Genomic DNA, 25,035 nt, shown 5'->3' with positions numbered 1-25,035 from the left:
CGTGTGCCTCGTTCTCTTCGGATCCGGTTGGTTCGCGTCGCCGCCGGGGCTCCCCGGCGGCGACGCGGTCAACGATCCGGCATCCGGGCCGCTCGCGGGGTTGGCCGTCCGGCCACTATGTGACAGGATCTGGCCATGGGCAGGATTCGGTCGGTAACACCGCAGAACACCTCGGACCGGGCGTCGGTGGCCCCCGGTCCGCACCGGATCGCCGTGTTGGCCCTGCCCGGGGTCCCGCCGTTCGAACTGGGCATCCCCTCCCGGGTGTTCGGCAGCGCCCAGGACGCCGAGGGCCGCCCGCTCTACGAGGTCACCGTCTGCACGGCCGACGGAACCGCCGTCCTCAGCGACGCCGGCTTCACCGTGCAGCCGGCCGCCGGCCCCGAGGCCCTGGCCGCGGCGGACACCGTGATCATCCCGCCCACCCACGCGATGCCGGAGCTGGCCCGCGGCGGCCCGCTGCCGCCCGAGGTCACCGCGGCCGTCGCCCGCATCCGCCCCCGCACCCGGCTGGTGTCCATCTGCTCCGGCTCCTACGTGCTCGCCGCGGCCGGACTGCTCGACGGCCGGCCGGCGACCACCCACTGGAACCTCGCCCCCGAGTTCCGCCGGGCCTACCCGGCGGTCAAGCTCGACGAGGAGGTCCTCTTCGTCGACGACGGCGACGTGCTCACCTCCGCGGGAGTGGCCGCGGGCGTCGACCTCTGCCTGCACATCATCCGCCGCGACCACGGCGCGGCCATCGCCAACCGGGCCGCCCGGATGTGCGTCGTGCCGCCGTGGCGGGACGGCGGGCAGGCCCAGTACATCGACCGTCCCGTCCCGGACCCCACCGTCGCCGACACCACCGCCACCCGGGCCTGGGCCCTCGACCACCTCGGCGAACCGCTGCCCCTCACCCGGCTCGCCGAGCACGCCCGGATGAGCCTGCGCTCCTTCACCCGGCGCTTCCGCGACGAGGTCGGCATGACCCCGGTCCAGTGGCTCACCGCCCAGCGGCTCGAACTGGCCAAACAGCTCCTGGAGACCACGGACCTGTCCGTCGACCTGGTCGCCCACCGGGCCGGCTTCGGCACCGCGAACTCCCTGCGCGCCCACATGCGGGCCTCGTTCGGCGTCTCACCCGCCTCCTACCGCCGCACCTTCGGCACCGACGACCGGGTACCCGCGCTCAGGTGACGGCCGGGCGGGCGCGGTCAGGGGGGTGGTGCGGGCAGTTCCACCGTGACGCGCAGGCCGCCGCCGGGCCGTGGGGCGAGGGTGAGGGTCCCGTCGTGCGCCCGGGTGATGGAGCGGACGATCGCCAGGCCGAGCCCGACGCCCGCGTGGTCGGTGCGGATCCGGCCGGTGCCGCGCTGGAACGGTTCGGTGAGCGTCGCGACCAGTTCCGGGGCGAGCGGCTCGCCCGTGTTGTCGACGGTCAGCAGCGCGGCCCCGGGGCGGACCCGGGTGTCGACCCGTACCGTGCCGCCCGCGGGCAGGTTGTGGACGATCGCGTTGTGCACGAGGTTCACGGTGAGCTGGAGCAGGAGCGCCGGCGATCCGGTCGTGGGGGCGACGGTGCCGGAGGTCTCCAGGGTGACGCCGTGCCGTTCCGCGAGCGGCAGGAGGGTCTCGGTGGCCTCCTCCGCCAGCAGGGACAGGTCGACGCGCTCCCGGGCGAAGGAGCGCCGGTCGGCCCGGCTGAGCAGGAGCAGCGCCTCGGTGAGTTCGATCGCCCGGGTGTTGACGACGTGGAGGCGGTCGATGATCTCGCGGGCGTCCCGGTCGGGATCGGTGCGGGCGACGTCGAGGAGTGCCTTGGAGGTGGCCAGCGGGGTGCGCAGCTCGTGCGAGGCATTGGCGGCGAACCGCTGCTGTTCGCCGACGTGCGCTTCGAGCCGGGCCAGCATCGTGTCGAAGGCATCGGCGAGTTCCCGGAACTCGTCCGCGCGGCCGGGTAGTCGGATCCGGTGCGCGAGCGACCCGGTGGAGGCCTGCCGGGTGGCCTCGGTGATGCGGGTCAGCGGGGCCAGCACCCGGCCGGCCAGGACCCACCCGCCGACCAGGCCGAACACCAGCAGGAACGCCAGCACCACGGCCGCCCTGGGGGCGAAGACGCGCAGGAGGTTCGACCGGACGGGGAACACCCCGTGGGTCGGGGTGTCGGTGGCGCCGGCGATCAGGAACGCCCGGTCGGGGACGTAGCGCAGCAGGAACAGCCACACCGCGGCGAGCAGCAGGACGGCGGCGACCATCAGGAACCCGGCGTAGCTGAGGGCGAGTTTCAGCCGGACGCTCGGCCCTGGTGACCGGGGCTCCGGACAGGACCTAGCCACGCCGCCCGCCTTCGCCTGACGTCGACCCGGATGCCGCCCCCGGCCCGTCCGGCGCCGTGTCGATGCGGTAGCCGACGCCCGGCACGGTGGCGATGATCCAGGGTTCACCGAGGCGCTTGCGCAGCGCCGAGACGGTGATCCGCACGGCGTTCGTCAACGGGTCGGCGTTCTCGTCCCAGGCCCGTTCCAGCAGTTCCTCGGCGCTGACCACGCCGCCCTCCGCGGCGACGAGGACGTCGAGCACGGCGAACTGCTTCCTGGTCAGCGCGACGAAGCGGCCGTCCCGGTAGACCTCGCGTCGGAACGGATCCACCCGCAGGCCCGCGAGTTCCCGTACCGGGGGCCGGCTGTGGCCGCGTCTGCGGTCCAACGCCCTGAGTCTGAGGGCGAGTTCACGGAGCTCGAAGGGCTTGGTGAGGTAGTCGTCGGCGCCGAGTTCGAACCCGGAGGCCTTGTCGTCGAGGCGGTCGGCCGCGGTGAGCATGAGGATCGGCAGGCCGCTGCCGGAGGCGACGATGCGCCTGGCGATCTCGTCACCGGACGGCCCGGGGACGTCGCGGTCGAGGACGGCGATGTCGTAGGTGTTGACGGCGAGCAGTTCCAGCGCGGTGTCCCCGTCACCGGCGATGTCGGCCGCGATCGCCTCCAGTCGCAGGCCGTCCCGGATGGCCTCGGCCAGGTAGAACTCGTCCTCGACGATCAACACGCGCATCCCCCGATGCTATGAGCCGGTGCCTATCGTCCGCGTATCGGAAATCGCATACGGCCCGGCAACACCGTGCCGCGTTGACTGGCGGCATGAACCACGAGCAGGACGCGACGATGACCGCGGGGGAGCGCCCGGCGCCGATGACGGGGGCTGGATCGGGGGCGGGAACAGGGGCGGGGACGGGAACGGGGGAGCCGGGCGGTGCTCGGGGGAGCGGCCGGCGCGCGGCGCTGCGCCGGGCGGTCCGCGCCCTCTCCCGGCCCGAGCCGTGGCGGCGCGGGCCGCTCCTCACGGCGCTCGCGCTGCTGCTCGGCCTGGTCCTGCTGCTGCACGCGGAGATCCCGAACGCCGGCTGGCACCTCGGCAGTCTGGTGGAGACCTTCCTGCCGTGGTTCGGCCTGTTCGTCCCGCTGCTGCTGGCCGCCGCGCTCTGGCGCCGCTCCGCCGCCGCGGTGCTGGCGCTGCTGCTGCCCGTCGTGGCGTGGCTCAACCTGTTCGGTGGCCTGCTCACCGACAAGTCCCGCCCCGGCGGTGACCTCACCGTGGTCGAGCAGAACGTGAACGCCGACAACCCCGACCCGGCCGGCACCGCCCGCCACCTGGCCGGCTCCGGCGCTGACCTGCTGGCCCTGGTGGAGCTGGCCCCGCAGGCCGTGGGCACGTACGAGACGGGGTTGGCGGCGGGGTACCCCTACCACGTGGTGCGGGGCACCGTCGGCCTCTGGAGCAGGCTGCCGCTGGGCGAGGTCCAGACGATCGACGTCGTGAACTACGGGCCGCTGGCCGACCGCAAGCCGGCGAACGACAAGACGGCCGGGAACCGGGCGCTGCGCACCACGGTGGTCACCGAGCGCGGGCCGCTGGCGGTGTACGTGGCACACCTGGGATCCGTCCGGGTGTACCCCGGGGCGGGCTTCGCGACGGCCTCGCGCGACATCGGCGTGCAGGCGCTCGGCAGGGCCCTGGCCGCCGACCCGAGCGAGCGGACACTGCTGCTCGGCGACCTGAACGGCAGCCTGGACGACCGCGCGTTCGCCGGCCTCACCGCACGGATGCGCTCGGCCCAGGAGACGGCCGGGGACGGCTTCGGCTTCAGCTATCCGGCGTCCTTCCCGGTGGTGGGGATCGACCAGATCCTGGTCCGCGGCGTGACGGCGACGAGCTCCCGGGTCCTGCCGGACACCGGCAGCGACCACCTGCCGGTCGCGGCCGGCATCAGCTGGTGAACACTCCGGCCCGCCTGGCCTCCGTCCCCGCCGACCGGCCGCCGTTCCGCTGACCGGCCGCCTGGCCGCCGTCCCCGCCGACCGGCCGCCGCCCCGCCGCCCCGCTGACCGGCCGCCGGACGGGTGGATTGCGTGGCTGACGGCGCGCGGCGGCGGCCTGGGGCGCGCCCCGCCGTTCACACTCCCGCCGTACGGCGGACGGCGGCACCGAGGAACCGGGGCCGCGCCGCCCGGACGAGGGAGGACCTCGATGCATCGTCACGGCGCAGCCAGTCGCACCGCCCACGGCCCCGGCCGGGCCGTCGCCGCGCCCGCGCTGGCGGGCCTGCTGCTGAGCGGCCCGCTGCTCGCCGGATGCACCTCCGCGGCCGCCACCGACCCCGAGGCCGCCCCCACCCCGAACCCCTCCTCCGCCCCGGCGACCGCGCCGCCCGCCCAGCCGGCGCCGCAGCTGACGGAGCAGCAGGTGAACGCCTCCGTGGGCCGGATCGACGGCTACGTGCAGGACGCGATGGCCAAGACCGGTGTCCCCGGGGTGGCGATCGCGGTGGTGTATCAGGACAAGGTGATCCACGCGAAGGGCTTCGGGGTCCGTGAGCTGGGCAAGCCGGACCAGGTGGATCCGGACACCGTGTTCCAGCTGGCGTCGGTCTCCAAACCGATCTCCTCGACGGTGGTCGCCGGGGCGGTGGGCCAGAAGGTCGCGAAGTGGGACGACCCGGTCACCGTCCATGACCCGGGCTTCGCCCTGGCCGACCCGTACGTGACGAGCCATGTGACGATCGCCGACCTGTTCTCGCACCGCAGCGGCCTGCCGGACCACGCCGGGGACCTGCTGGAGGACCTCGGCTACCAGCGCGACTACATCGTCCAGCACCTGCGCGACCAGCCGCTCGGCCCGTTCCGGGCGAGCTACGCCTACACCAACTACGGCCTGACCGAGGCGGCCGCGGCCGTCGCCAAGGCCAAGGGGGTGGCCTGGGAGGACCTCGCGGCGGACCTCCTCTACCGGCCGCTGGGGATGAACTCGACCAGCTCGCGCCGCTCCGACTACGACAACGCGACGGACAAGGCGGCGGCGCACGTCAAGACGGCCGCCGGCTGGCAGGTCAGTACCACCGAGAACGCCGACTCCCAGTCGCCGGCCGGCGGGGTGAGCTCCACGGTGCAGGACCTCGCCCGGTGGATGCGGCTGCAGCTCTCCGACGGGAAGTTCGAGGGCCGGTCGGTGATCGACCCGGCCGCCCTGAACGAGACCCGCACCCCGCAGTACGTCAACAGCCCGCCGAGGGCGGCCGCCGGCACCGCCGGGTTCTACGGCCTGGGCTGGAACGTCGGCACCGACCCCCAGGGCCGGCTGCGGCTGAACCACTCGGGCGGCTTCGAGCTGGGCGCGGCGACCACGGTGACCCTGCTGCCCTCCGAGCAGCTGGGGATCGTGGTGCTCACCAACGGCCAGCCGACCGGCCTCCCGGAGGCGGTGGCCGAGGAGTTCTTCGACGTCGCCCAGGAGGGCCGGGAGACGGTGGACTGGCTGGGCTTCTTCGGCACGGTGGTGCCCGCCGCCGCGGCGAGCCCGGTCTCGAAGACCGACTACGGCAAGCCGCCGGCGAGCGCCGCCCCGGCCAAGCCGAACTCCGCGTACACCGGGACGTACGCCAGCGGCTACTACGGGCCGTTGACCGTGACCGAGCAGGACGGCGGCCTGGTGATGACGGTGGGGCCGGCCAAGCTCCAGTACCCGCTCCAGCACTTCGACGGCGATGTGTTCAGCTTCCTGAGCAAGGGGGAGAACGCGGTCGGCCTGTCCGGGGTGACCTTCAGCGTGGGGGCGGACGGGAGGGCCGGGAAGGTGGTGGTCGAGCAGCTCGACGTGGACGGCCTGGGAACCTTCACCCGCGGCTGACCCGGACGCTGCGAGCGCCGGCCCCACCCCGGGGCCGGCGCTCCGCCTCGGGGCCGGCCCCCGCCGCAGGGTCACCCCCCGCCGCAGGGTCACCCCCCCGCCGCGGGGCCGGCGCTCCGTCAGTATCTATACGAATAATCCACCCGCGCGAGTGGCGTCGGCGTAGTGCTCCCGCTGCGCTCCGGTCGGCACGCCTATAAAGGGCCGGTCATGTTGATCGACTGATGGGTTCTCACCATGTTGCAGGCAGCTATGCGGGTGCTCACCGCCGTCTCCCTCGCCTCCGCCCTGTGCACCGTCGCCGTCGCCCCGGCCGTCGCCGCCCCGGCCGGGCCGTCCGTTCCCGCCCCGCGCGCGGCCGACGACGACGACCTGACCACCCCCTGCGGGCCGGTCCGCGACTACCGGGCCTCGGACTGGTGGAGCACCACGACCGAGCCGCAGATCGCCCAGACCGTCGCGGGCCAGGCGACGGCGGAGCGCTGGCAGTGGCGCAACGACGTCAACACGCTCTGGCGCGGCGACACCCGGGAGAACGTCGAGGACATCTTCCGCGGCGGCTTCACGCCGCGCGGCGAGCAGGTGACCCCGCTCGCCGAGTACATCGTCAAGGGCGGCGGGCAGAACAGCGCACACCTGAGCACCAGTTGCACGCAGTGGGTGGCCCAGAAGTTCGCCACCTACGGGGACACCAAGACCGGCTGGGTGTACGAGATGTACGCCCCCGGAGGGATCGACGTCAACGCCACCGCCCGGCTGAACGGCTACCAGTCGCCGTACCTCTGGAACAAGGAGATCGACTTCCCCGGCGGGGTCGAGGGCCGGTACATCAAGGGCGCCTGCAAGTACCACCTGCTCTCCACCGACCCGAACACCAAGATCAGCATCTTCGAGAACCTCGGCTGCAAGTCCAACTCCGGATTCGCGCCGTACCCGAACGTGCCCGCCGGCTCCTGACCGCCCCGCGCGGAGCGGAGGTCGCTCCACCGCCCCCGGAGCTGCGGCGTCGCCCCGTTCGGCGGGCGTCCGACGGGTGGTGGGGCGCCCTCCGCGCAAACTTGTCTGACCAAGTTCGGCCTGTGTTCGCCCGCGCGCCCTTCCCCGGGCGGCGTGGAACCGGTACCTATGTCCCGCCCGTGGTGCACCGCCACGGCACCCACCCTCATGCAACCAACGGGACGAGGTACCCCATGCGACTGCGCTGGAGCCCCATCGGCGGACTGCTCGCCACCCTCCCGCTCGTCGGCGCCCTGGTCGTCGCCGCCCCCGGCACCGCCCAGGCGGCTGGCGGCAGCGGCAACCTGATCGTCAACGGCGACGCGGAGGCCGGCGGTTACTGCACCAACGACTGGAGCGCGGCCACCACCGTCCCCGGCTGGACCGTCCAGGCCGGCGGCGTCGACGTGATGTGCTCCACGGTCGGCTCCTTCGGCCTGCCGACCGACGGACAGGCTCCCGGCAAGGCCTTCTTCGGGCCGGGCAACTTCGGGGACGGCTCGATGAGCCAGACCGTCGACGTCTCCTCGGCGGCCGGCGCGATCGACGGCGGCGGCGTGCACTACGACCTCGCGGGCTGGCTGGGCGGTTGGACCACCTACGGCGGCTACGCCGCGGTGAGCCTGCACTTCCAGGGCGCCGACGGCAGCCCGCGCGGCGCGACCGCCAAGCTGCCCACCGTCTCCGCCACCGACCGGGGCCTGGGCACCAAGTTCCTCTCCCGCAGCGCCACCGGAGCCGTCCCGGCCGGCACCCGCTCGATCCAGGTCGAGGTGCAGTTCCTCTCCACCACGAACGAGACCGGCTACCTGGACAACCTCTCGCTCACCCTCGACACCCCGGTCGCCGCGCCCGCGCCGGTCGCCCCGCCGGCCTCCCGGGTGCCGGGCTACGACCACGTGTTCACCGTCATGATGGAGAACACCGACTACGCCCAGATCATGAACGACCCGGCGGACACCCCGTTCATCCACGGCCTGATGGCCCAGGGCGCCACCCTCACCGACTCGCACGGCGTCTACCACCCCAGCGACGAGAACTACCTGGCCATCGCGGGCGGCGACACCTACACCAAGGGCGCCACCTACTGGCCCAACATCAACTCCCCGCAGCGCAACCTCGGCGACACCATCGAGGGCGCCGGCAAGACCTGGAAGGCCTACGAGCAGGGCATGGGCACGCCCTGCAACACCACCACCCAGTACGACGCCAAGTACGAGCCCGACGACGCGCCGTTCATCAACTACACCGACATCAGCGGCAACCCGGCCCGCTGCGCGGCCCACCTGTTCGACACCACCCAGCTGACCACCGACCTCAGGTCGGCCGCCACCACCCCGAACTTCTCCTGGATCGCCGCCGACGACTACTACGACGGCGAGGCCTCCGGCAACGGCAACGCCACCAGCCTCAAGACCCAGGACGGCTGGCTGCAGCAGACCCTCGCCCCGGTGCTGTCCTCGCCCGCCTGGACCCAGGACCGCTCCCTGCTCCTGCTGACCTGGGACGAGAGCTCCGGCGAGGCCTACAACCACCTCGCCACCATCGCCGTCGGCTCCCAGGGCACCGTCCCGGCCGGCACCAGCAGCCCGCTGCACTACGACCACTACGGCATCGGCCGTACCATCGAGTCCGCCCTCGGACTGCCCGGCCTCACCGCCAACGACACCTACGCCACGCCGCTGAACGCCGCCTTCGCGCCGTCAACCGCGACCGGCCCGACCCTGACCGGCGACCTCGGCGCGGTGGCCAACGGCGGCAACCTCACCCTGCGCTACGCCCTGCCGACCGCCGCCCAGGCCGGCGCCAAGAACTGGGTCGGCTTCTACCCGGCGGGCGTCACCCCGGGCTCCCGCTCCTCGCTGACCTGGTCCTACGCCCCGAACCAGAGCGGCGCCCTCACCTTCGCCACCGGCAAGCTCGGTGGCCCGGGCCGCTACGACGCCTACCTCCTGGCCAACGACGGCTACTCCGTCCTGGCCGGCCCGTTCACCGTCACCGTCGGCTGACGACCGGCGGCTGAGGGGGCCCGCCCGCCGGGCCCCCACGGCCACCGACGCCCGCGCCGCGCGCGGGCGAGTTCGGCGCGCGCGGCCCACCGGAACGCTGCGAAAACGCTGCGACTACCCGGGCGGCTCGCGACCGCGCGACGCTCGGAGGGTGCAGGCAATCACCGACCGGCCGTCCACCGGCGCCGCAGACACCGACCGCGCGTCGGCCGAGCGGGCTCCGGCGCCCCGACGTAGGCTCGCGGCCGTGACCGCCCCGCCCGCTCCCGCCCCGGCCGGACTGACCACCGGGGCACTCGCCCGACGGCTCGGCGTCTCGCCCACCACCATCCGCTCCTGGGAGCGCCGCTACGGCATCGGCCCGGCCCACCGCGCGCCCGGGCGGCACCGGCGGTGGGAGCCGGACGACGTGGCCGTGCTGGAGGAGATGTGCCGGCTCACCGCCCGGGGCGTCAACCCCGCCGAGGCCGCCCGGGTCGCCCTGGCGGGCGCCGCCCCCGCCCCGCCGGAGCCGGGGACCGGTACGGCCTCCGGCGGCAACACCCTGCCCGTGGGCACCGTACGCCCCGAGTGCCGGGGCCTGGCCCGTGCCGCCGTACGGCTGGACGCCCTCGAGATGGCGTTGATCCTGCGCCGCAGCGTGGACGCGCTCGGCCCGGTCACCGCCTGGACGGAGGTGATGACCCCCGCGCTGCGGGCGGTCGGGCGCAAGTGGGCCACCGAGGGCGAGCGCTACGTCGAGGTGGAGCACCTGCTGTCCTGGCACGTCTCCGCCGCCCTGCGCCGGGCCGCCGACCGGGCCGAGTCGCTTCCCGGCCTGGCCGAGTCGCCCCCGGGACCGGCCGCGCTGCTCGCGGGGATGCCCACCGAGCTGCACGCCCTCGCGCTGGAGGCGCTCGCCGCCGCCCTGGCCGAGCGCGGCCTGCCGTTCCGGATGTTCGGCCCCGCCCTGCCGCCCGAGGCGCTGCTGGAGGCGGTGCGGCGGACCGGTCCGCCGGCCGTCCTGCTGTGGTCCCAGGTCACCCGCACCGCCGACCGGGCCCTGGTGGAGCGGGTGGTCCGGACGACCTGGGGCCCGCAGGGCGCGCGCACCCGACCGGTGGTGCTGGTCGCCGGCCCCGGCTGGACCGGCCCCCGCCGCCCGCCGGGCACCCTGCGGCCCCGCGACCTCACCGCCGCTCTCGACCTGCTGGAGGGCCTGCTGCGCTGACCGGGGCCGGGTAGGCGTACCACGGACGGAACGAAGAGAACGGAAGGAGCGGACGGTGGACCAGCCAATCCCGACCGGACGTCACTGCCTGGTCACCGGCGCCACCGGCTACATCGGCGGGCGGCTCGTGCCCCAGCTGCTCGCGGCCGGCCACCGGGTGCGCTGCCTGGCCCGCGACCCCGGACGGCTGCGCGACCAGCCGTGGCGCGACCAGGTCGAGGTGGCCACCGGCGACGTCACCCGGCCCGAGACCCTGGACGGCGCCTTCGACGGCGTCGAGGTCGCCTACTACCTCGTCCACTCGCTCGGCACCGGATCGGACTTCGAGGCCACCGACCGGCGCGCCGCCCGCGCCTTCGCCCACGCGGCCGCCCGGGCCGGAGTGGGCCGGATCGTCTACCTCAGCGGGCTGCTGCCCGCCGGGGTGCCGGAGGCCGGGCTGTCCCCGCACCTGCGCTCGCGCGCCGAGGTCGGCCGGGTGCTGCGGTCCGCCGGGGTGCCCACCGCCGAACTGCGGGCCGCCGTCATCATCGGCTCCGGCTCGGCCTCCTTCGAGATGCTCCGCTACCTGACCGAACGGCTGCCCGCGATGGTCACCCCGCGCTGGGTCAACACCCGGATCCAGCCCATCGCCGTCCGGGACGTGCTGCGCTACCTGGTGGCCGCCGCCGGCCTGCCGCCGGAGGTGGACCGGGCCTTCGACATCGGCGGGCCGGAGGTGCTCACCTACCGGCTGATGATGCAGCGCTACGCCCGGGCCGCCGGCCTGCCGCCCCGGCTGATCGTGCCGGTGCCGGTGCTGACCCCGGCGCTCTCCAGCCTCTGGGTCGGCCTGGTCACCCCGGTGCCCGGCCCGCTTGCCCGCCCGCTGGTGGAGTCGCTGCGGCACGAGGTGGTCTGCCACGAGCACGACATCGCCCGCTGGATCCCCGACCCCCCGCAGGGCCTCACCGGCTTCGACCGCGCCGTGGAACTCGCGCTGCGCCGCATCCGCGAGGCCGGGGTCACCACCCGCTGGTCCTCCGCCTCGCTCCCAGGCGCCCCCAGCGACCCGTTGCCCACCGACCCCGACTGGGCCGGCGGCAGCCTCTACCAGGATTTGCGGGAACGGCGGGTGGCTGCCGACCCGGCCGCCCTGTGGCGGGTCGTGGAAGGCGTCGGTGGCGAGAACGGCTGGTACTCCGTCCCGTTCGCCTGGGCGCTGCGCGGCACCGTCGACCGGCTGGCCGGCGGCGTCGGACTGCGCCGCGGCCGGCGCGACCCGGACCGCCTGCGGGTCGGTGACGCCCTCGACTTCTGGCGGGTCGAGGAGATCGAGCCCGGACGCCTGCTGCGGCTGCGGGCCGAGATGCGCCTTCCCGGTCTGGCCTGGCTGGAGCTGCGGGTCGACCCGGACGGCGCGGGCGGGGCGCTCTACCGCCAGCGCGCGCTGTTCCACCCGCACGGACTGGCCGGCCACGCCTACTGGTGGTCGGTGGCGCCGTTCCACTCCCTGGTGTTCGACGCGATGGCGCGCAACATCACCGAACGCGCCCGCCGGGCCGGGCCGCACCCCTGACCCTCCTCGCACCCCCGAAAAAGCCAATCGCAAAAAAGCCAATCGCACCCGCACCCGCTCCGAGGCCCCGCCGATGACCGTCTCGATCGCCCTGTTCACCCAGGACCTCCGCCTGCACGACAACCCCGTGCTGCACGCCGCCCGCGCCGCCGCCGAGCAGGTGGTGCCGCTGTTCGTCCTCGACCCCGCCGTCGAGGCGGCCGGCTTCGCCGCCCCCAACCGGCTGGCCTTCCTGGCCGACTGCCTCACCGACCTGGACGCCTCGCTGCGCCGCACCGGCTCCCGGCTGATCGTGCGCCGGGGCGCGACCGACGAGCAGACGGCCCGGGTGGCCGCCGAGGCCGGCGCCGGGACGGTGCACCTCGCCGCCGGGGTCAGCGCCTTCGCCCGGCGGCGCGAGGCCCGACTGCTCGCCCGGTTCGGCGACCGGCTGCACGTCCACGACGGCTCGGTGACCGTCGTCCCGGCCGGGCGGATCACCCCGGCCGGCCGCGACCACTACGCCGTCTTCACCCCGTACCACCGCGCCTGGCAGCAGGTGCCGCACCGCACCGTGCTGGACGCGCCCCGGGTGATCCGCACGCCGGGCGGCATCGGCAGCGAGAACCTCGTGGTCACAGGCCAGATCTCGCCGGGCCTGCCGGTCGGCGGCGAGACCGCTGCCCGGGAACGGTGGAGGCGCTGGGACGTCGACTCCTACGCCGACGTCCACGACGACCTGGCGGCCGACGACACCTCCCGGCTCTCCCCCTACCTGCACTTCGGCTGTCTGTCGCCCACCGAGCTGACCGCCCGCGCCCTCCAGCGCGGTGGCCCCGGCGCCGAGGCCTTCGTCCGCCAGCTCGCCTGGCGCGACTTCCACCACCAGGTCCTCGCCGCCCGGCCCGACGCCGCGCACCGCGACTACCGCACCCGGGACGACCACTGGCACCGGGACGAGCGGGAGGCCGAGGCCTGGCGGCAGGGCCGCACCGGCTACCCGATCGTCGACGCCGGGATGCGCCAACTCGCCCACGAGGGCTGGATGCACAACCGGGCCCGACTGCTGACGGCGAGCTTCCTCGCCAAGTCGCTCCACCTGGACTGGCGGATCGGCGCCGCCCACTTCCTGTCCCTGCTGGTGGACGGCGACGTGGCGAACAACCAGCTCAACTGGCAGTGGGTGGCCGGGACCGGCACCGACACCCGGCCCAACCGGGTGCTCAACCCGCTGCGCCAGGCCGACCGCTACGACCCCGCCGGGGACTACGTACGGCGCTGGGTACCGGAGTTGGCCCACCTGCCGGGCCCGGCCGTGCACCGCCCCTGGCTGCTCGCCCCCGACTACCCGGAGCCGCTGATCGCCCCCGACACCCTGTCGGCCCGGCTGCGCTCGGCCCGCGACCTGGACTGAACCGGAACCCGGACTGGCTCAGCCCTCAGCCCTCAGCCCTCAGCCCTCAGCCCTCAGCCCTCCGTCCTCGGTGCCGGTGCCGGTGCCGGTGTCGTAGCGCAGCCGGGCGGACTCGATGTCGTTGATGTACTGCTCCGCCCAGGCCCGCACCGCCGCCGGCGGCGGTCCGGCAGGTGTCACGGCGCGCAGCAGCCGTCGCTCCGCAGCGCCTGGCCGATCGCGAGCCAGTCCTGCTCCGGACCGGACTGCTGCTCCGGAGCGGACGGGCGGGCGGCCGTCGGGGTCGGGGCGCCCGCGCCCACCAGGTCGGCGCGCCGGAACACGATGCCGTCGCGCATCACCCAGGACGTCCGCGCCAGGTCCGCGAAGTCGTGGAACGGGTTCCCCTCGACCACCGTCAGGTCGGCGAGCTTGCCCGGTTCCACCGTCCCGAGCTCGTCCGCCAGCCCGAACAGCCGGGCCGGCGCCGCCGTGGCCGTGCGCAGCGCCTGGGCGGGGGACAGGCCCGCGTACTGGTGCAGCGCGCGCAGGCCGAGGTGCACCTGGAGGCCGACCGGGGTGAGCGGGGCGTCCGTGCCGAGGGCCAGTGCGCCGCCGTCCGCGATGATCGTCCGGTAGACCTCCATCTCCCGCCGGACGGCGCGCCGCTGCTCGGCGGTGACGGCCGTCCGGGCCTGGGCCTGCACGCCGGCCGCGTCCCACGGCGGCATCAGGGCGGTCACCCGGGTGTCGTCGGCCAGCGACGGATCGTCCCCGAGCAGGTAGAACGCCGAGAACGGGGTGATGACGATCGCGAACTCCCCGCCCCGGTAGATCTCGTGGACGTCCTGGTAGGCGCGCCCGGTGGGTGAGGACGCCCGGCCGTACTCCTGCCGCTGGGTGGCCGACAGGTGGGTGGTGAGGTCCTGCCCGAGCTGCACCCCGGGCGTCAGCAGGTGGCTGCCGGCCGGCACCCCGAGGCGCTCGTGGGCCGTCCGCGCGGCCTCCGCCATGATCCAACCGGGCGCCCGCACATAGGTCTTGACGAAGTCGCAGTCCAGCGCCACCAGGCGGTCCAGGCTGCGCCGCAGGCCGTCGGCGGTCCGGTGGGCGCGGCCCATGCTGTACGCCACCCGGCTGCCGTCGAGCAGTTCTCCGGTGGTCAGGAAGCGGGGCCCGGCCAGCACCCCGGCGTCGACCGACTCGCGGATCCGGGCCTGCTCGTACGCGAAGCCGCCCAGCGAGGCGGTGCCGGTGATGCCGTAGGCCAGCATGGTGCGGGTCTGCCGGCCGCCGTAGGTGTTCTGGTACGGGTGGGTGTGGGCGTCCCACAGGCCCGGCAGGACGGTGCAGCCGGTGGCGTCGACCAGCCGCTCTCCGGCGCGGCGCGCGCCCGAGCGGTGCGGTTCGACGGCGGAGACGCGGTTGCCGGTGACCACGATGTCGACGTCCTCGCGGACGTTCTCCGCGGTGCCGTCCCACAGCCGGGCGGCGTGGATGCGGGTGACGTCGGAGCGCGGCGGCAGGGCGCGGGAGGTGCGCAGCGGGACGGCGACGGTACGCGGGTCGCCGCCGTCGCGGCCGATCAGCCGCAGCCGCCCGTCGGAGAGGTGGAGCAGCCGGGCGGAGTCGCCGGACCAGGACGGGTGGTCGGCGGAGTCCTCGGTGATCCGCCGGGCCTCGCCCGTGGGCGTGCCGTCCGGGGCGACCGGCAGCACCCAGAGCGCGGACTCCACGACGAGTGCCATCCACTTGCCGTCGGGCGACCAGACCGGGCCGCTGTCGCAGCGGTCGGCCACCGAGGCGTCCGGCAGCGGCAGGTAGGACCTCGCGGAGCCGTCCCGGGTGTCGACCACCCGGATCACGTTGTAGCCCTCACGGAAGCGGTGGTTGAGGCGGTTGCGGTCGCAGTAGGCGAGGTAGCGGCCGTCCGGGGACCAACTCGGCCGTCCCGGCAGGCCGTTGCCGCCGAGCGGGGTCGCGAGCCGGTGCTCCGCGCCGGTGGCGGGGTCGACCAGGAGGAGGTTGCCCAGGACGTCCTGGCAGGCCAGCGTGGTCCCGTCGGGGGATAGCGCCGGGTTGAACCGACCGCCCCGGGCGAGGACGGTGTCGGTGCCGTCGTCCAGGGTCAGGCGGTGGACGGCGCCCAGGCCGTCCCGATCGCCGTCCAGATCGCCGTTCCCGCCTCCGTTCGCGCCCTCGTTCCCGCCTTCGTTCCCGTCGTGGACGTACAGGATGCTGCGCCCGTCCCGGCTCCAGGAGGGCATCTGCACGTAGTGGGCGGGGTCGGCCTGGCGGAGCTTGCGCGGCTGCCCGCCGATCGGCAGCAGCCACAGCGCGTTGAGCGAGCAGAAGGCGACGGAGCGGCCGTCCGGGGAGAGCGCGGGCAGGTGGATCCCCCGCACCTCGCGCTCGGCGGTGGAGTCGAGGTCGCGCACCTTGCGCCGGTACTCGGTGCGCGGCACCTCCAGCCGTGCGCGGAACGGGACTTCCCGCGCGCTGTCCAGGGCGGGGGAGCGGTCGGTGATCCGGCCGTCCGCGAAGTAGACGATCCCGCCGTCGGGCGTCCAGCACGGCGGCAGCGGTGAGACGTCCTCGTCGCCGGAGACCACGGTGCCGTCGACGGCGAGGGAGGCGGTGGCTGACTGGTAGGAGGAGGCGGCGGAGGCGTCGCCGACCAGCACGTAGGCCAGTCGGCCGTCCCGGGAGACCACCGGGCCGACCACCGTGCCGCTGTCCACGGTGCGCAGGACACTCACCGGCCCGCCGGCGGCCGGAACGCAGGCGACGGTCCGGCCGCCGGAGGCGTCCGCCCGGACGAAGACCACCCGGTCGCCGTCCGGGTGCCAGGACGGGTCGTAGTCCTCGACCCCGGGCCGGTCGGTGAGGCGGGTGAGCCGGCCGGTGGCGAGCTCCACCGTCCAGATGTCGTACGAGCCGCCGGCCACCGCGTCGCCCGCGCGCTCGGAGGAGAAGGCCAGTCGGCGTCCGTCCGGCGACCAGGACACCCCGCGGTCGTCCCAGGGCCCGGTGGTCAGCCGGCGCAGGTCCGATCCGTCCGGGGCCATCGCCCACAGGTGGAACCCGCCGTCCCGGTAGGCGCAGAACGCGACCGTCGATCCGTCCGGTGACCACACCGGGCGGGTCGGCTCCAGTCCGGGGGCGGTCAGCGCGGTCGCCGGTCCGCCCTGCCGGGGCAGGCCCCACAGCACGCCCTGGACTTCGACGACCAGCCGCCCGCCGTCCGGGGAGACGGCGACACCGGCGTTGGTGCCGGCAGTGAACTCCAGCACCCGGGTGGGACGGTGGGCCGGATCCTGCGCCCCTTCGGCGGGGGCCGCAGGGGCTGCGGTGGCCGTGGCGATCGGCCCGAGCGCGGCGCTCGCGCCCGCCAGCGCCGCCGCGCCGATGAGCCCGCGCCGACTCAACTCCAGCCGTTCGACGCCCGGTTGGCCGGACTCCAGCCGGTCCACGCCCCGTTGGCCGGACTCCCGGCCCTGCCCGTCCCGGAGAAACGCCATGCCCGTTCCCTTCCCGACCTCAGTGGGCCCGCCGCTCGACCCCGGCCCGGGCCGGGGGGTTCGAGCGTTCTCGACATGTCCATTATCATTCGGGTGCCGGGGCGGATGGGCAGCTTTCGGACCATCGCTTCGTCAATGCCCGTGCCACTACGGGGGATTCGTTCCGCCCGTCAGCTGGGCCCGGGCGTGTCGGGCTCCTCCAGGAGCAGTTCCAGTACGGGCAGGGCCGCCTCCAGTGCGCGGCACTGCTCCGGGGTCAGGTGGGCGCCGCGGCGGGCCAGCAGGGCGGTGCGCTCGCGGCGGATCCGGGCGAGGGTGTCCCGCCCGTGCGGGGTGGGGGCGAGGAGCTGGGAGCGGCCGTCCTGCGGGTCGGGACTCTTGGTGATCAGGCCGTCGGCGACCAGCGGCGCCACCGTACGGACCATGGACGGGACGGCCACGCCCTCGCGTGCGGCGAGTTCGCCGAGCCGCAGCGGGCCGTACTGGTCCACCCGGGCCAGGGCGGAGAGCTGGGCGGCGGTGAGGTCCTGGTCGCCGGAGGCGCGGACCAACTGGCGGTTGAGCCGGCCGATCGCCAGCCGGAGCCGGACCACCGCCTCGGCGGACAGCCCGCCGCCGTCCGGGCTCACCGGCCGTCCTCCGGGTGCCGCGGTCCGGCGGCGGGCCGCGACCGCTCGCGGATCAGCGAGGCCGCGGCGGCGACCAGCGACATCGCGATCGCCAGCCAGAACACCACCACCAGCCCGTCGTGGAACGGACCCGAGATCAGCTGGGGGAAGAACTCCCGGCCGGTGAGCGTCCGGGCGCTGTCCGGCGGGAGCCGGCTCAGCACGTGCGGGCCCAGCAGCTGCTGGACGGGGTTGTAGCCGAGGAACGCGGCGAACAGCGTGCCCACCGGCGGCAGCGAGGCGATGGCGTGGGCGTCGGCGGCGGGCACGCCCTGGGCGGTCAGCCCGGTGGTGAGGGTGTGCGGCAGCGAGCCGGCCAGGCCGGCCACCATCAGGGAGAAGAACACCCCGATCGACAGCACCATGCCGGCGTTCTGGAAGGTGGCCCGCATGCCGGAGGCGGCGCCGCGGGCCGCGGCCGGCACGCTGGACATGATCAGCGAGGTGTTCGGGGCCGCGAACAGGCCGCCGCCCAGGCCGTTGAGGAACACCAGCAGGGCGAACCAGGGGTAGCCGAAGTCGGTGGGCAGCAGGAGCAGCCCGGCGAACGAGAACGCCATCACCACCAGCCCGCCGGCGGCGAACAGCCGGGCGCCGGCGCGGTCCGAGAGGTAGCCCGAGATCGGCCCGGCGGCGAGGAATCCGACGGTCAGCGGGACGAGGTAGATGCCCGCCCACAGCGGGGTGTCGGCGTAGTCGTAGCCGTGCAGCGGCAGCCAGATGCCCTGGAGCCAGATGATCAGCATGAACTGCAGCCCGCCGCGCGCGATCGAGCCCAGCAGGGTGGCCGCGTTGCCGCCGGTGAACACCGGGTCGCGGAACAGCGAGAGCGGGAACATCGGCTCCGCCGTCCTGGCCTCGACCAGGCAGAACACGGCGAGCAGCGCCACCCCGCCGAACAGCCCGGCCAGCACCCAGGGGTTGGTCCAGCCCATGGTGTGGCCGCCGTAGGGCTGGATGCCGTAGGTGATCCCGGCGAGCAGGGCGGTCAGGCCGACGCCGAAGGTGATGTTGCCCCACCAGTCGATCCGGGCGGGCCTGCGCACCCCGGTCTCGCGCAGCGAGCGGTAGGCCCAGACCGTGCCGAGCACGCCGATCGGCACGTTCACCCAGAAGATCGACCGCCAGTTCCACTCGGCCAGCAGCCCGCCCAGCACCAGTCCGACGAACGACCCGGCGATGCCCGCGACGATGTTGACCCCGAGGGCCGTACCGCGCTGGCGGGCCGGGAACGCGTCGGTGATGATCGCGGCCGAGTTGGCCATCAGCATCGAGCCGCCGACCGCCTGCACCACCCGCCAGCCGATCAGCCACAGCGCGCCCGGGCCGCCGTGCAGCGGATCGAGGGAGAGGGCCACCGAGGTGAGGGTGAAGATCAGGAACCCGGCGTTGTAGATCCGGACCCGGCCGTGGATGTCGCCCAGCCTGCCGAGGGTGACCACCAGGACGGCGGTGACCAGCATGTAGCCCATCAGCATCCACAGCAGGTAGCTGACGTTGCCGGGCTGCAGCGGGTCCAGGCCGATCCCGTTGAAGATCGCCGGCAGCGAGATCAGCACGATCGAGGCGTTGACGGTGGCGAGCAGGGTGCCGAGCGTGGTGTTGGACAGGGCCACCCACTTGTACCGGGGGTGGCCCGGGTCCACTCCGGTACGGGCCGGGCGCTGCCGCCCGGTCCTGCCGCTGCCGGAGAGTCTTGTCGCCACCGCTGCCTCCCGCCGGCCGGCCGGGCCGGGGGCGGCCGCCGGATCGAGTGTGGATTTCGATAGCTTCCGCCAACTAACGATAGTCCGACGGTCGTTCCGGTGGTAGGCCGTCCGGAGCACCCCTGGGGGTGAGTCCCGGCCGGCTTGAACGTTCCCCGGCTTGAACGTTCCCCGGCTTGGTCGTCGTGCCCCGGCTTGGTCGTGCCCCGGCTTGGTCGTGCCCCGGCTTGGCCGTTCACCGGGTTGAGCGTCGGCCGGGTTGAGGGCCGGGCCCGCCCGGGTACCTCCCCTGGCATGTCCGACGAGAAGCACCGCACCGTGGCCGAGGCGATCCTCCCGCTGGTCGGCGGCGCCGCCAACATCCGCTCGGTCGCCCACTGCATGACCCGGCTGCGGCTGGGCCTGGCGGACCTCTCCCTGGTCGACCGGGAGGCGCTCGGGGCGCTGCCGGCCGTCCTGGGCACGGTCGAGGACGACACCTACCAGATCGTCCTCGGCCCCGGCGCCGTCGCCGGGGTCACCGCCCAGCTGCGCCGACTGCTGGCCGCCGCCGACGGGGCCACGGCCGCCCCGGCGCCTCCCGGCGCCGAGGACCTCGCCGGGCGCGGTGCCCGGATCCGGGAGGAGGCCCGGGTCCGCAACGCCACCCCCGTGAAACGGGCGCTGCGCCGGGTCGCCGACATCTTCGTCCCGCTGATCCCCGCCCTGATCGGCTGCGGGATCGTCGCCGCCCTCTCCGGGGCGCTCGCCAACCTGGGCTGGGCGACCGGGCTGGTCCCCGCACTGACGGCGGTCTCCTCCGGGTTCATGTCGCTGCTCGCCGTCTTCGTCGGCTACAACACGGCGAAGGAGTTCGGTGGAACGCCCGTGCTGGGCGGGGCGGTCGCGGGCGTGATCGTCTACTCCGGGGTCGCCAAGGTGGAGGCCTTCGGTCACCATCTCACCCCCGGGCAGGGCGGCGTGGTCGGGGCGCTGCTCGCCGCGCTGCTCGCCGTCCAGGTGGAACGGTGGACCAGGCGGCTGGTGCCCGCCGCGCTGGACGTCCTGGTCACCCCGACGGTCACCGTCCTGGTCGGCGGGCTGGCCGCGCTGTTCGGCCTGATGTTCCTCGCGGGGGAGGTCTCCACCGGCATCGGCCGTGCCGCCACCTGGCTGCTCGCCCACGGCGGACTGCTCGCCGGGCTGGTGCTCGGCGGGCTCTTCCTGCCGCTGGTGATGCTCGGCCTGCACCAGGCGCTGATCCCGATCCACACCACCCTGATCCAGCAGCAGGGCTCCACCGTGCTGCTGCCGATCCTCGCCATGGCCGGCGCCGGGCAGGTCGGCTGCGCCGCGGCCGTCTACCTGCGGCTGCGGCGCAGCGCCTCGATCCGGGCGACCATCCGCTCCGCCCTCCCGGCGGGCCTGCTCGGCGTCGGCGAGCCGCTGGTCTACGGGGTGACGCTGCCGCTCGGCCGTCCGTTCGTCACGGCCTGCGTGGGTGGTGCGGCCGGGGGTGCCTTCGTCGGGGTGGCGGGCCAACTCGGCCACGCGGTCGGCTCGACGGCCGTCGGCCCGTCCGGCTGGGCGCTGTTCCCGCTGCTGGCCGGGCCGCACGGCGTGGTCGCGAGCGCGGCCGTCTACGGTGGCGGGCTGCTGACCGGCTACCTGGTGGGCTTCCTGGCCACCTACTTCTTCGGCTTCTCCCGGGAGCTGCTCGCCGAGTACGACGCACCGGCCCCGGTGGCCGGGGGAGGCGACTGAGGGCGGTCGCGTGTCCGGGGCGGGCTGACCCTCCGTAACGGCCCGTTCCCTCCGTCCCTCTGGCTCTCCAGCTCCCCGTCCCGTCCGTCCTCCCGTACCTCCGTACCTCCGTACCTCCGTCCGCGATCCGGCGCACTCCCTCCGTCACTCCGGCCGCGTTCCCCGCGGACGGGGTGACGGTTCGTTATGTCCCCGTGACATCCGGCACTGCTGCGGCGGGTCTACCTTTGTCGACGCTCGGCCAACTCCACGCCCCCACAAGGGAGTAGTCATGTCCGAAGCCCGTCGGCGCACCCTCGCCGTGTCCGCCGCCCTGCTGACCCTCCTGGGCACCACCGCACCGGCCGTCGCCGCTGCCGCCCCCACCCTCGTCCAGGCCCCGCTCGCCCACCACGGCGGCGGTCTGCTGAACAGCACCAGCGGCAACTGGTCCGGCTACGCCGCCACCGGCAGCCGGTTCACCAGCGTCAAGGCCAGCTGGGTCCAGCCCGCCGTGTCCTGCACCGGCACCAACACCTGGTCCAGCTTCTGGGTCGGCCTGGACGGCGACGGCAGCAACAGCGTCGAACAGACCGGCACCGAGGCCGACTGCTCCGGCGGCTCCCCGGTCTACTCCGCCTGGTACGAGATGTACCCGGCCTACCCGGTCAACTTCGGCAACACCGTACGGCCGGGGGACCACTTCACGGCGAGCGTCACCACCAGCGGCAGCGGCTCCTTCACCCTCACCCTCTCCGACACCACCGCCGGTTGGAGCCACACCGTCAACAAGTCCCTGAAGAGCGCGGCGCTGGCCTCCGCCGAGGTGATCGCCGAGGCCCCCTCCAGTTCCTCGGGGGTGCTCCCGCTCTCCGACTTCGGCTCGGTCTCGTTCAGCGGCTCCACCGTCAACGGGCAGGCCCTGGGCGCCTTCAGCCCGGACAACATCACCATGGCCTCCGGCGGCACCACCAAGGCCACCACCTCCGGGCTGAGCGGCGGCAGTTCCTTCTCGGTCACCTGGAAGCACAGCTGAGGGTCGGTGGGCGGGGCCGCGCCGTGGGTGCGGCCCCGCCCACCGGTCGGTCGTCCGGCTCAGCCGCCCGCCGGGACCCGGAGCGTGCCGTAGCGCTGCATGCGCTGCCAGCGGAGCCGGGAGCCGGCGAGCGCGGTGAAGACCGACTGGATCACCACCAGGTACATCAACTGCCGGTAGACGAACTGCTGGAGCGGCAGGCTCCACAGCGGCCCGAGCTTCTCCTTGTCCAGCCGGAACGCGTACGCGCCCATCAGCATCTGCACCAGCAGGAATGCCGCCCACAGGCCGATGATCCGGACCGGGTCGAGGAAGACCAGTCCGTAGAGCGCGAAGACGTCCACGACCGGGGCGAGCAGGGGCAGCAGCACCTGGAACATCAGCAGGTAGAGCAGCCCGCGCCGGCCCAGCTTGCCGGCCTGGCCGCCCTGGACGAGGGCGCCGCGGTGCTTCCACATCGCCTGGAGGGTGCCGTAGCACCAGCGGTAGCGCTGCCGCCACAGGGCGCTCAGCGAGGCGGGGGCCTCCGTCCAGGCCTTGGCCCGCTCCTCGTACACCACCCGCCAGCCGGTCCGGCACATCGCCATGGTGAGGTCGGTGTCCTCGGCGAGGGTTTCCTCGCCCACGCCGCCGACGGCCAGCAGCGCGGAGCGGCGGAAGGCGCCGACCGCGCCGGGCACGGTGGGCATGCACTCGGCGAGGTCGAACAGCCGCCGGTCCAGGTTGAAGCCGACCACGTACTCGATGTGCTGCCACCGGCCCAGCAGGCCACCGCGGTTGACCACCTTGGCGTTGCCGGAGACGGCTCCCACGGTAGGGTCGGCGAACGGCTGCACCAGCATCCGGACGGCGTCCGGCTCGAAGACGGTGTCGCCGTCGACCATCACCAGCAGTTCGGCGCGGGCCGCGGCGATGCCGGTGTTGAGGGCGGCCGGCTTGCCGGCGTTCTCCTGTCGGATCACCCGGACGTACGGCAGGTTCAGCGACTCCACCAGGTCGGCGGTGCCGTCCGTGGAACCGTCGTCGACCACGATCACCTCCACCGGGTGGTCGGAGGCCAGCAGTGAGCGGACGGCGGGCTCGATCCCGGCGATCTCGTTGTACGCCGGGACGATCACGCTGACCGGCTCGGTGACCGGCGCACCCCAGCCGCGGCGGCGCATCCGCTTGTGCCGGCGGGCCGCGTACAGCACGACGACCGGGCGCAGCACGCTGATCGCGCCCGCCGCCCAGAGCAGCCAGTCCAGCGCGGTGAGCACCTGGTTGCCGCCGGTCAGCAGCCAGATCAGGGCCAGGCCGAGCCAGTGGTCACCGGCGCCGGCCGGACGGACCGGGTCGGGCAGGCCGACGGCGTCGCTCACGGTGGTGAACCGGAAGCCGCGGGCCTTCAGCGTGCTCAGCACCCCGTCGAGGGCGGCGACGGTCTGCGAGCGGTCGCCGCCGGCGTCGTGCATCAGGAGGACCTGGCCCTGGTCGCCGGCGCCCGCGGTCGCCGCCTTGACGATCGAGGGCACACCGGGGCGCCGCCAGTCCTCGCTGTCCTGGGTGGTGAGCACGGTCAGGTAGCCCTCGCGGCCGGCCTGCTGGATGGCGGACCAGCCGGGGTCGTCCACGGCTTCGGGCGTCGAGGAGTACGGCGGGCGCAGCAGCGAGCTGGTGACCCCGGCCGCCCCGGCCACGGTCAGCTGGGCCTCGCGCAGTTCCAGCGTGCGGCGCCAGGAGGGGGCGGCGCCGAGGTCCGTGTGGGTGAAGGTGTGGATGCCGAGCTGGTGCCCCTCGGCGACGATCCGGCGGATCAGGTCGGGGTGGGCGGCAGCCTGGGTGCCGACCACGAAGAAGGTCGCGTGCACGCCCGCCCGGTGCAGGGCGTCCAGGATCTTCGGCGTCCAGGTCGGGTCGGGGCCGTCGTCGAAGGTGAGGGCGATGGTGCCGGGCGCGGGGGAGGCGCTGCGCGGCTGCGGGGCGGCGGCGTCGATCACCGGGCCGCCGTTGAGGATGGCCGGCGGTATCGCGTCCGCGGCGGCCGGCTTGGCCGCCTGGTCGGGGCGGTCGTCGAAGCTGTGCTGGGCGTAACCCTGGAGCGCCAGGGCACCGGTGAGCGTGAGCAGCAGGGCGGTCAGCAGGAGCCAGTGGGTGCGTAGCGGTCGCTGACGGACGACGCCGCGTCGGCCTCGGCGGGTGCGGTCGGGGGCTGGGGTTCGTCGGCGGCGGGCGGCGCTCATGGTGCTGCTTTCTGGGGCGGGGACGGTTCGAGGGGCGTCGGCGTCAGGGCTTGCCGGGCCCCTTGCCGGGTGCGGTGGTCGGGCGGCCGTGCCCGGGGGTGGGGGTGGCCGGGCCGGTCGGTGTGGTGCCCGGAGGTGCCGGGGTGGTGGCCGGAGCAGGCGAGCTGCCGGCCGTGGGTACGGGGACGGACCCGGCCGGGGCCGCCGTGGCGGCGGTCGTCGGGCGCTGGAGACCGACCGCGGTGGCGCTGCCCCGGTGGGCGGGCGCCTGCGTCCCCGCGGCCGCGGGTGGCGCTTCGGCCTGCGGGGCGGCGGACGGCGCCTCGGCCGGCGTGGCCTCCGGAGCGGGTGCGCTGGGCGCGGGCGGCTGGGGCAGGGGAAGGAAGGGCGCGTTCACCGTGGGGCCGCCGAGCAGGGCGCTGGCCAGCAGGGCCAGGTACCCGCCGGCCGGGACGGCCAGGACCGCGCCGAGCCGTCGGATCCGGCGCTGCCTGCGGCCGGAGGAGTCCACGAACACCGGCGGGGGCGCGGGTTCCGGCTGGGGGTCCGTGGCGGGGGCGACCGGCGACAGTTCGGCGGTGGGCGGATCCGCTTCGTCGGCTCCGGGGAGGGGGTCGGCGGGGAGCAGGGGCCCGCCGGGGTGGATCGGAGCGGCGAAGTGCTCGGCGACGTACGCGGGAACGGCGAAGTGCTCGGTCGCGGCCTCGGCGACCGGTTCGCCCTGCGCGGGACCGGGAGGGTGCCGCGGTGCCTCCGAGAGGTGGGGCTGTTGCTCGGCGGTGAGCCATGGGTCGTACGACTTGACGGTCACGGTGTCGGGTCCAGGTGTTGTCGGTGCGCGTGCTGCCACGACGGC

Annotated in this window: 18 protein-coding genes; 10 read left to right on the top strand and 8 right to left on the bottom strand. The window is 74.5% G+C overall.

Annotated elements, in window-relative coordinates:
• Window positions 1–135: 135 nt before the first annotated feature.
• The gene (locus ACFWIS_RS11770; protein ID WP_380453974.1) at window positions 136–1,179 is read left to right on the top strand and encodes a GlxA family transcriptional regulator; all 1,044 of its coding nucleotides are present in this window, start codon (window positions 136–138) and stop codon (window positions 1,177–1,179) included.
• Window positions 1,180–1,196: 17 nt separating this feature from the next.
• Here the strand turns inward: ACFWIS_RS11770 and ACFWIS_RS11765 are convergent, their stop codons facing one another.
• Both ACFWIS_RS11765 and ACFWIS_RS11760 read right to left on the bottom strand, forming a co-directional pair.
• A complete protein-coding gene (locus ACFWIS_RS11765) occupies window positions 1,197–2,237 on the bottom strand; it encodes a sensor histidine kinase (RefSeq protein WP_380454065.1) in 1,041 nt (346 codons plus the stop codon).
• Window positions 2,238–2,310: 73 nt separating this feature from the next.
• A complete protein-coding gene (locus ACFWIS_RS11760) occupies window positions 2,311–3,030 on the bottom strand; it encodes a response regulator transcription factor (RefSeq protein WP_380453976.1) in 720 nt (239 codons plus the stop codon).
• Window positions 3,031–3,116: 86 nt separating this feature from the next.
• Between ACFWIS_RS11760 and ACFWIS_RS11755 the strand changes: the two genes are divergently transcribed.
• From ACFWIS_RS11755 to ACFWIS_RS11725, 7 genes are all read left to right on the top strand, one after another.
• Window positions 3,117–4,253 carry an endonuclease/exonuclease/phosphatase family protein gene (locus ACFWIS_RS11755; RefSeq protein ID WP_380453978.1) on the top strand — a complete coding sequence of 379 codons (1,137 nt, stop codon included), beginning with the start codon at window positions 3,117–3,119 and terminating at the stop codon, window positions 4,251–4,253.
• Window positions 4,254–4,503: 250 nt separating this feature from the next.
• Window positions 4,504–6,159 carry a serine hydrolase gene (locus ACFWIS_RS11750; RefSeq protein ID WP_380453980.1) on the top strand — a complete coding sequence of 552 codons (1,656 nt, stop codon included), beginning with the start codon at window positions 4,504–4,506 and terminating at the stop codon, window positions 6,157–6,159.
• A 237-nt stretch (window positions 6,160–6,396) separates the two neighbouring features.
• Window positions 6,397–7,116, top strand: a complete 720-nt coding sequence (locus tag ACFWIS_RS11745; protein ID WP_380453982.1) for a hypothetical protein — start codon at window positions 6,397–6,399, stop codon at window positions 7,114–7,116.
• Window positions 7,117–7,349: 233 nt separating this feature from the next.
• On the top strand, window positions 7,350–9,164 hold the full coding sequence (locus tag ACFWIS_RS11740; protein ID WP_380453984.1) for an alkaline phosphatase family protein: 1,815 nt from the start codon (window positions 7,350–7,352) through the stop codon (window positions 9,162–9,164).
• Between the two features lie 247 nt (window positions 9,165–9,411).
• The gene (locus ACFWIS_RS11735; RefSeq protein ID WP_380453986.1) at window positions 9,412–10,374 is read left to right on the top strand and encodes a MerR family transcriptional regulator; all 963 of its coding nucleotides are present in this window, start codon (window positions 9,412–9,414) and stop codon (window positions 10,372–10,374) included.
• Between the two features lie 55 nt (window positions 10,375–10,429).
• On the top strand, window positions 10,430–11,932 hold the full coding sequence (locus tag ACFWIS_RS11730; RefSeq protein ID WP_380453988.1) for an SDR family oxidoreductase: 1,503 nt from the start codon (window positions 10,430–10,432) through the stop codon (window positions 11,930–11,932).
• Window positions 11,933–12,005: 73 nt separating this feature from the next.
• Window positions 12,006–13,325, top strand: a complete 1,320-nt coding sequence (locus ACFWIS_RS11725; RefSeq protein ID WP_380453990.1) for a cryptochrome/photolyase family protein — start codon at window positions 12,006–12,008, stop codon at window positions 13,323–13,325.
• A 39-nt stretch (window positions 13,326–13,364) separates the two neighbouring features.
• On the opposite strand, the gene ACFWIS_RS11720 is transcribed toward ACFWIS_RS11725, so the two are convergent.
• The 4 genes from ACFWIS_RS11720 to ACFWIS_RS11705 all read right to left on the bottom strand — a co-directional run bounded on the left by ACFWIS_RS11720 (window position 13,365) and on the right by ACFWIS_RS11705 (window position 19,199).
• Window positions 13,365–13,505: a hypothetical protein gene (locus ACFWIS_RS11720; RefSeq protein ID WP_380453992.1), complete on the bottom strand. Its 141-nt coding sequence runs from the start codon at window positions 13,503–13,505 to the stop codon at window positions 13,365–13,367.
• Window positions 13,502–16,825: an amidohydrolase family protein gene (locus tag ACFWIS_RS11715; protein WP_380523829.1), complete on the bottom strand. Its 3,324-nt coding sequence runs from the start codon at window positions 16,823–16,825 to the stop codon at window positions 13,502–13,504. Before ACFWIS_RS11715 ends, ACFWIS_RS11720 begins: the two co-directional genes overlap by 4 nt.
• A gap of 170 nt (window positions 16,826–16,995) precedes the next feature.
• On the bottom strand, window positions 16,996–17,454 hold the full coding sequence (locus ACFWIS_RS11710) for a MarR family winged helix-turn-helix transcriptional regulator (protein WP_380453995.1): 459 nt from the start codon (window positions 17,452–17,454) through the stop codon (window positions 16,996–16,998).
• On the bottom strand, window positions 17,451–19,199 hold the full coding sequence (locus ACFWIS_RS11705) for an MFS transporter (RefSeq protein ID WP_380453997.1): 1,749 nt from the start codon (window positions 19,197–19,199) through the stop codon (window positions 17,451–17,453). The genes ACFWIS_RS11710 and ACFWIS_RS11705 overlap by 4 nt, the downstream gene beginning before the upstream one ends.
• Window positions 19,200–19,493: 294 nt before the next feature.
• Here ACFWIS_RS11705 and ACFWIS_RS11700 point away from each other — a divergent pair, with 294 nt between their 5' ends.
• Together ACFWIS_RS11700 and ACFWIS_RS11695 are read left to right on the top strand one after the other, a co-directional pair.
• Complete coding sequence (locus ACFWIS_RS11700; RefSeq protein ID WP_380453999.1) at window positions 19,494–20,942, top strand: PTS transporter subunit EIIC; 1,449 nt, start codon at window positions 19,494–19,496, stop codon at window positions 20,940–20,942.
• A gap of 271 nt (window positions 20,943–21,213) precedes the next feature.
• Window positions 21,214–21,957 (top strand): G1 family glutamic endopeptidase, encoded by a 744-nt coding sequence (locus tag ACFWIS_RS11695; RefSeq protein WP_380454001.1) that lies wholly within the window; start codon window positions 21,214–21,216, stop codon window positions 21,955–21,957.
• Between the two features lie 59 nt (window positions 21,958–22,016).
• Here the strand turns inward: ACFWIS_RS11695 and ACFWIS_RS11690 are convergent, their stop codons facing one another.
• Both ACFWIS_RS11690 and ACFWIS_RS11685 read right to left on the bottom strand, forming a co-directional pair.
• Entirely contained in the window at window positions 22,017–24,179 is a 2,163-nt protein-coding gene (locus tag ACFWIS_RS11690; protein WP_380454003.1) for a bifunctional polysaccharide deacetylase/glycosyltransferase family 2 protein, read from the bottom strand.
• 43 nt (window positions 24,180–24,222) lie between these two features.
• Window positions 24,223–24,990, bottom strand: a complete 768-nt coding sequence (locus ACFWIS_RS11685) for a hypothetical protein (RefSeq protein ID WP_380454005.1) — start codon at window positions 24,988–24,990, stop codon at window positions 24,223–24,225.
• Window positions 24,991–25,035: the final 45 nt, after the last annotated feature.

It is taken from the genome of Kitasatospora sp. NPDC127060 (genome assembly GCF_042724935.1).
Taxonomy (GTDB): domain Bacteria; phylum Actinomycetota; class Actinomycetes; order Streptomycetales; family Streptomycetaceae; genus Kitasatospora.
This window is presented reverse-complemented; position numbering and strand designations above follow the sequence as displayed.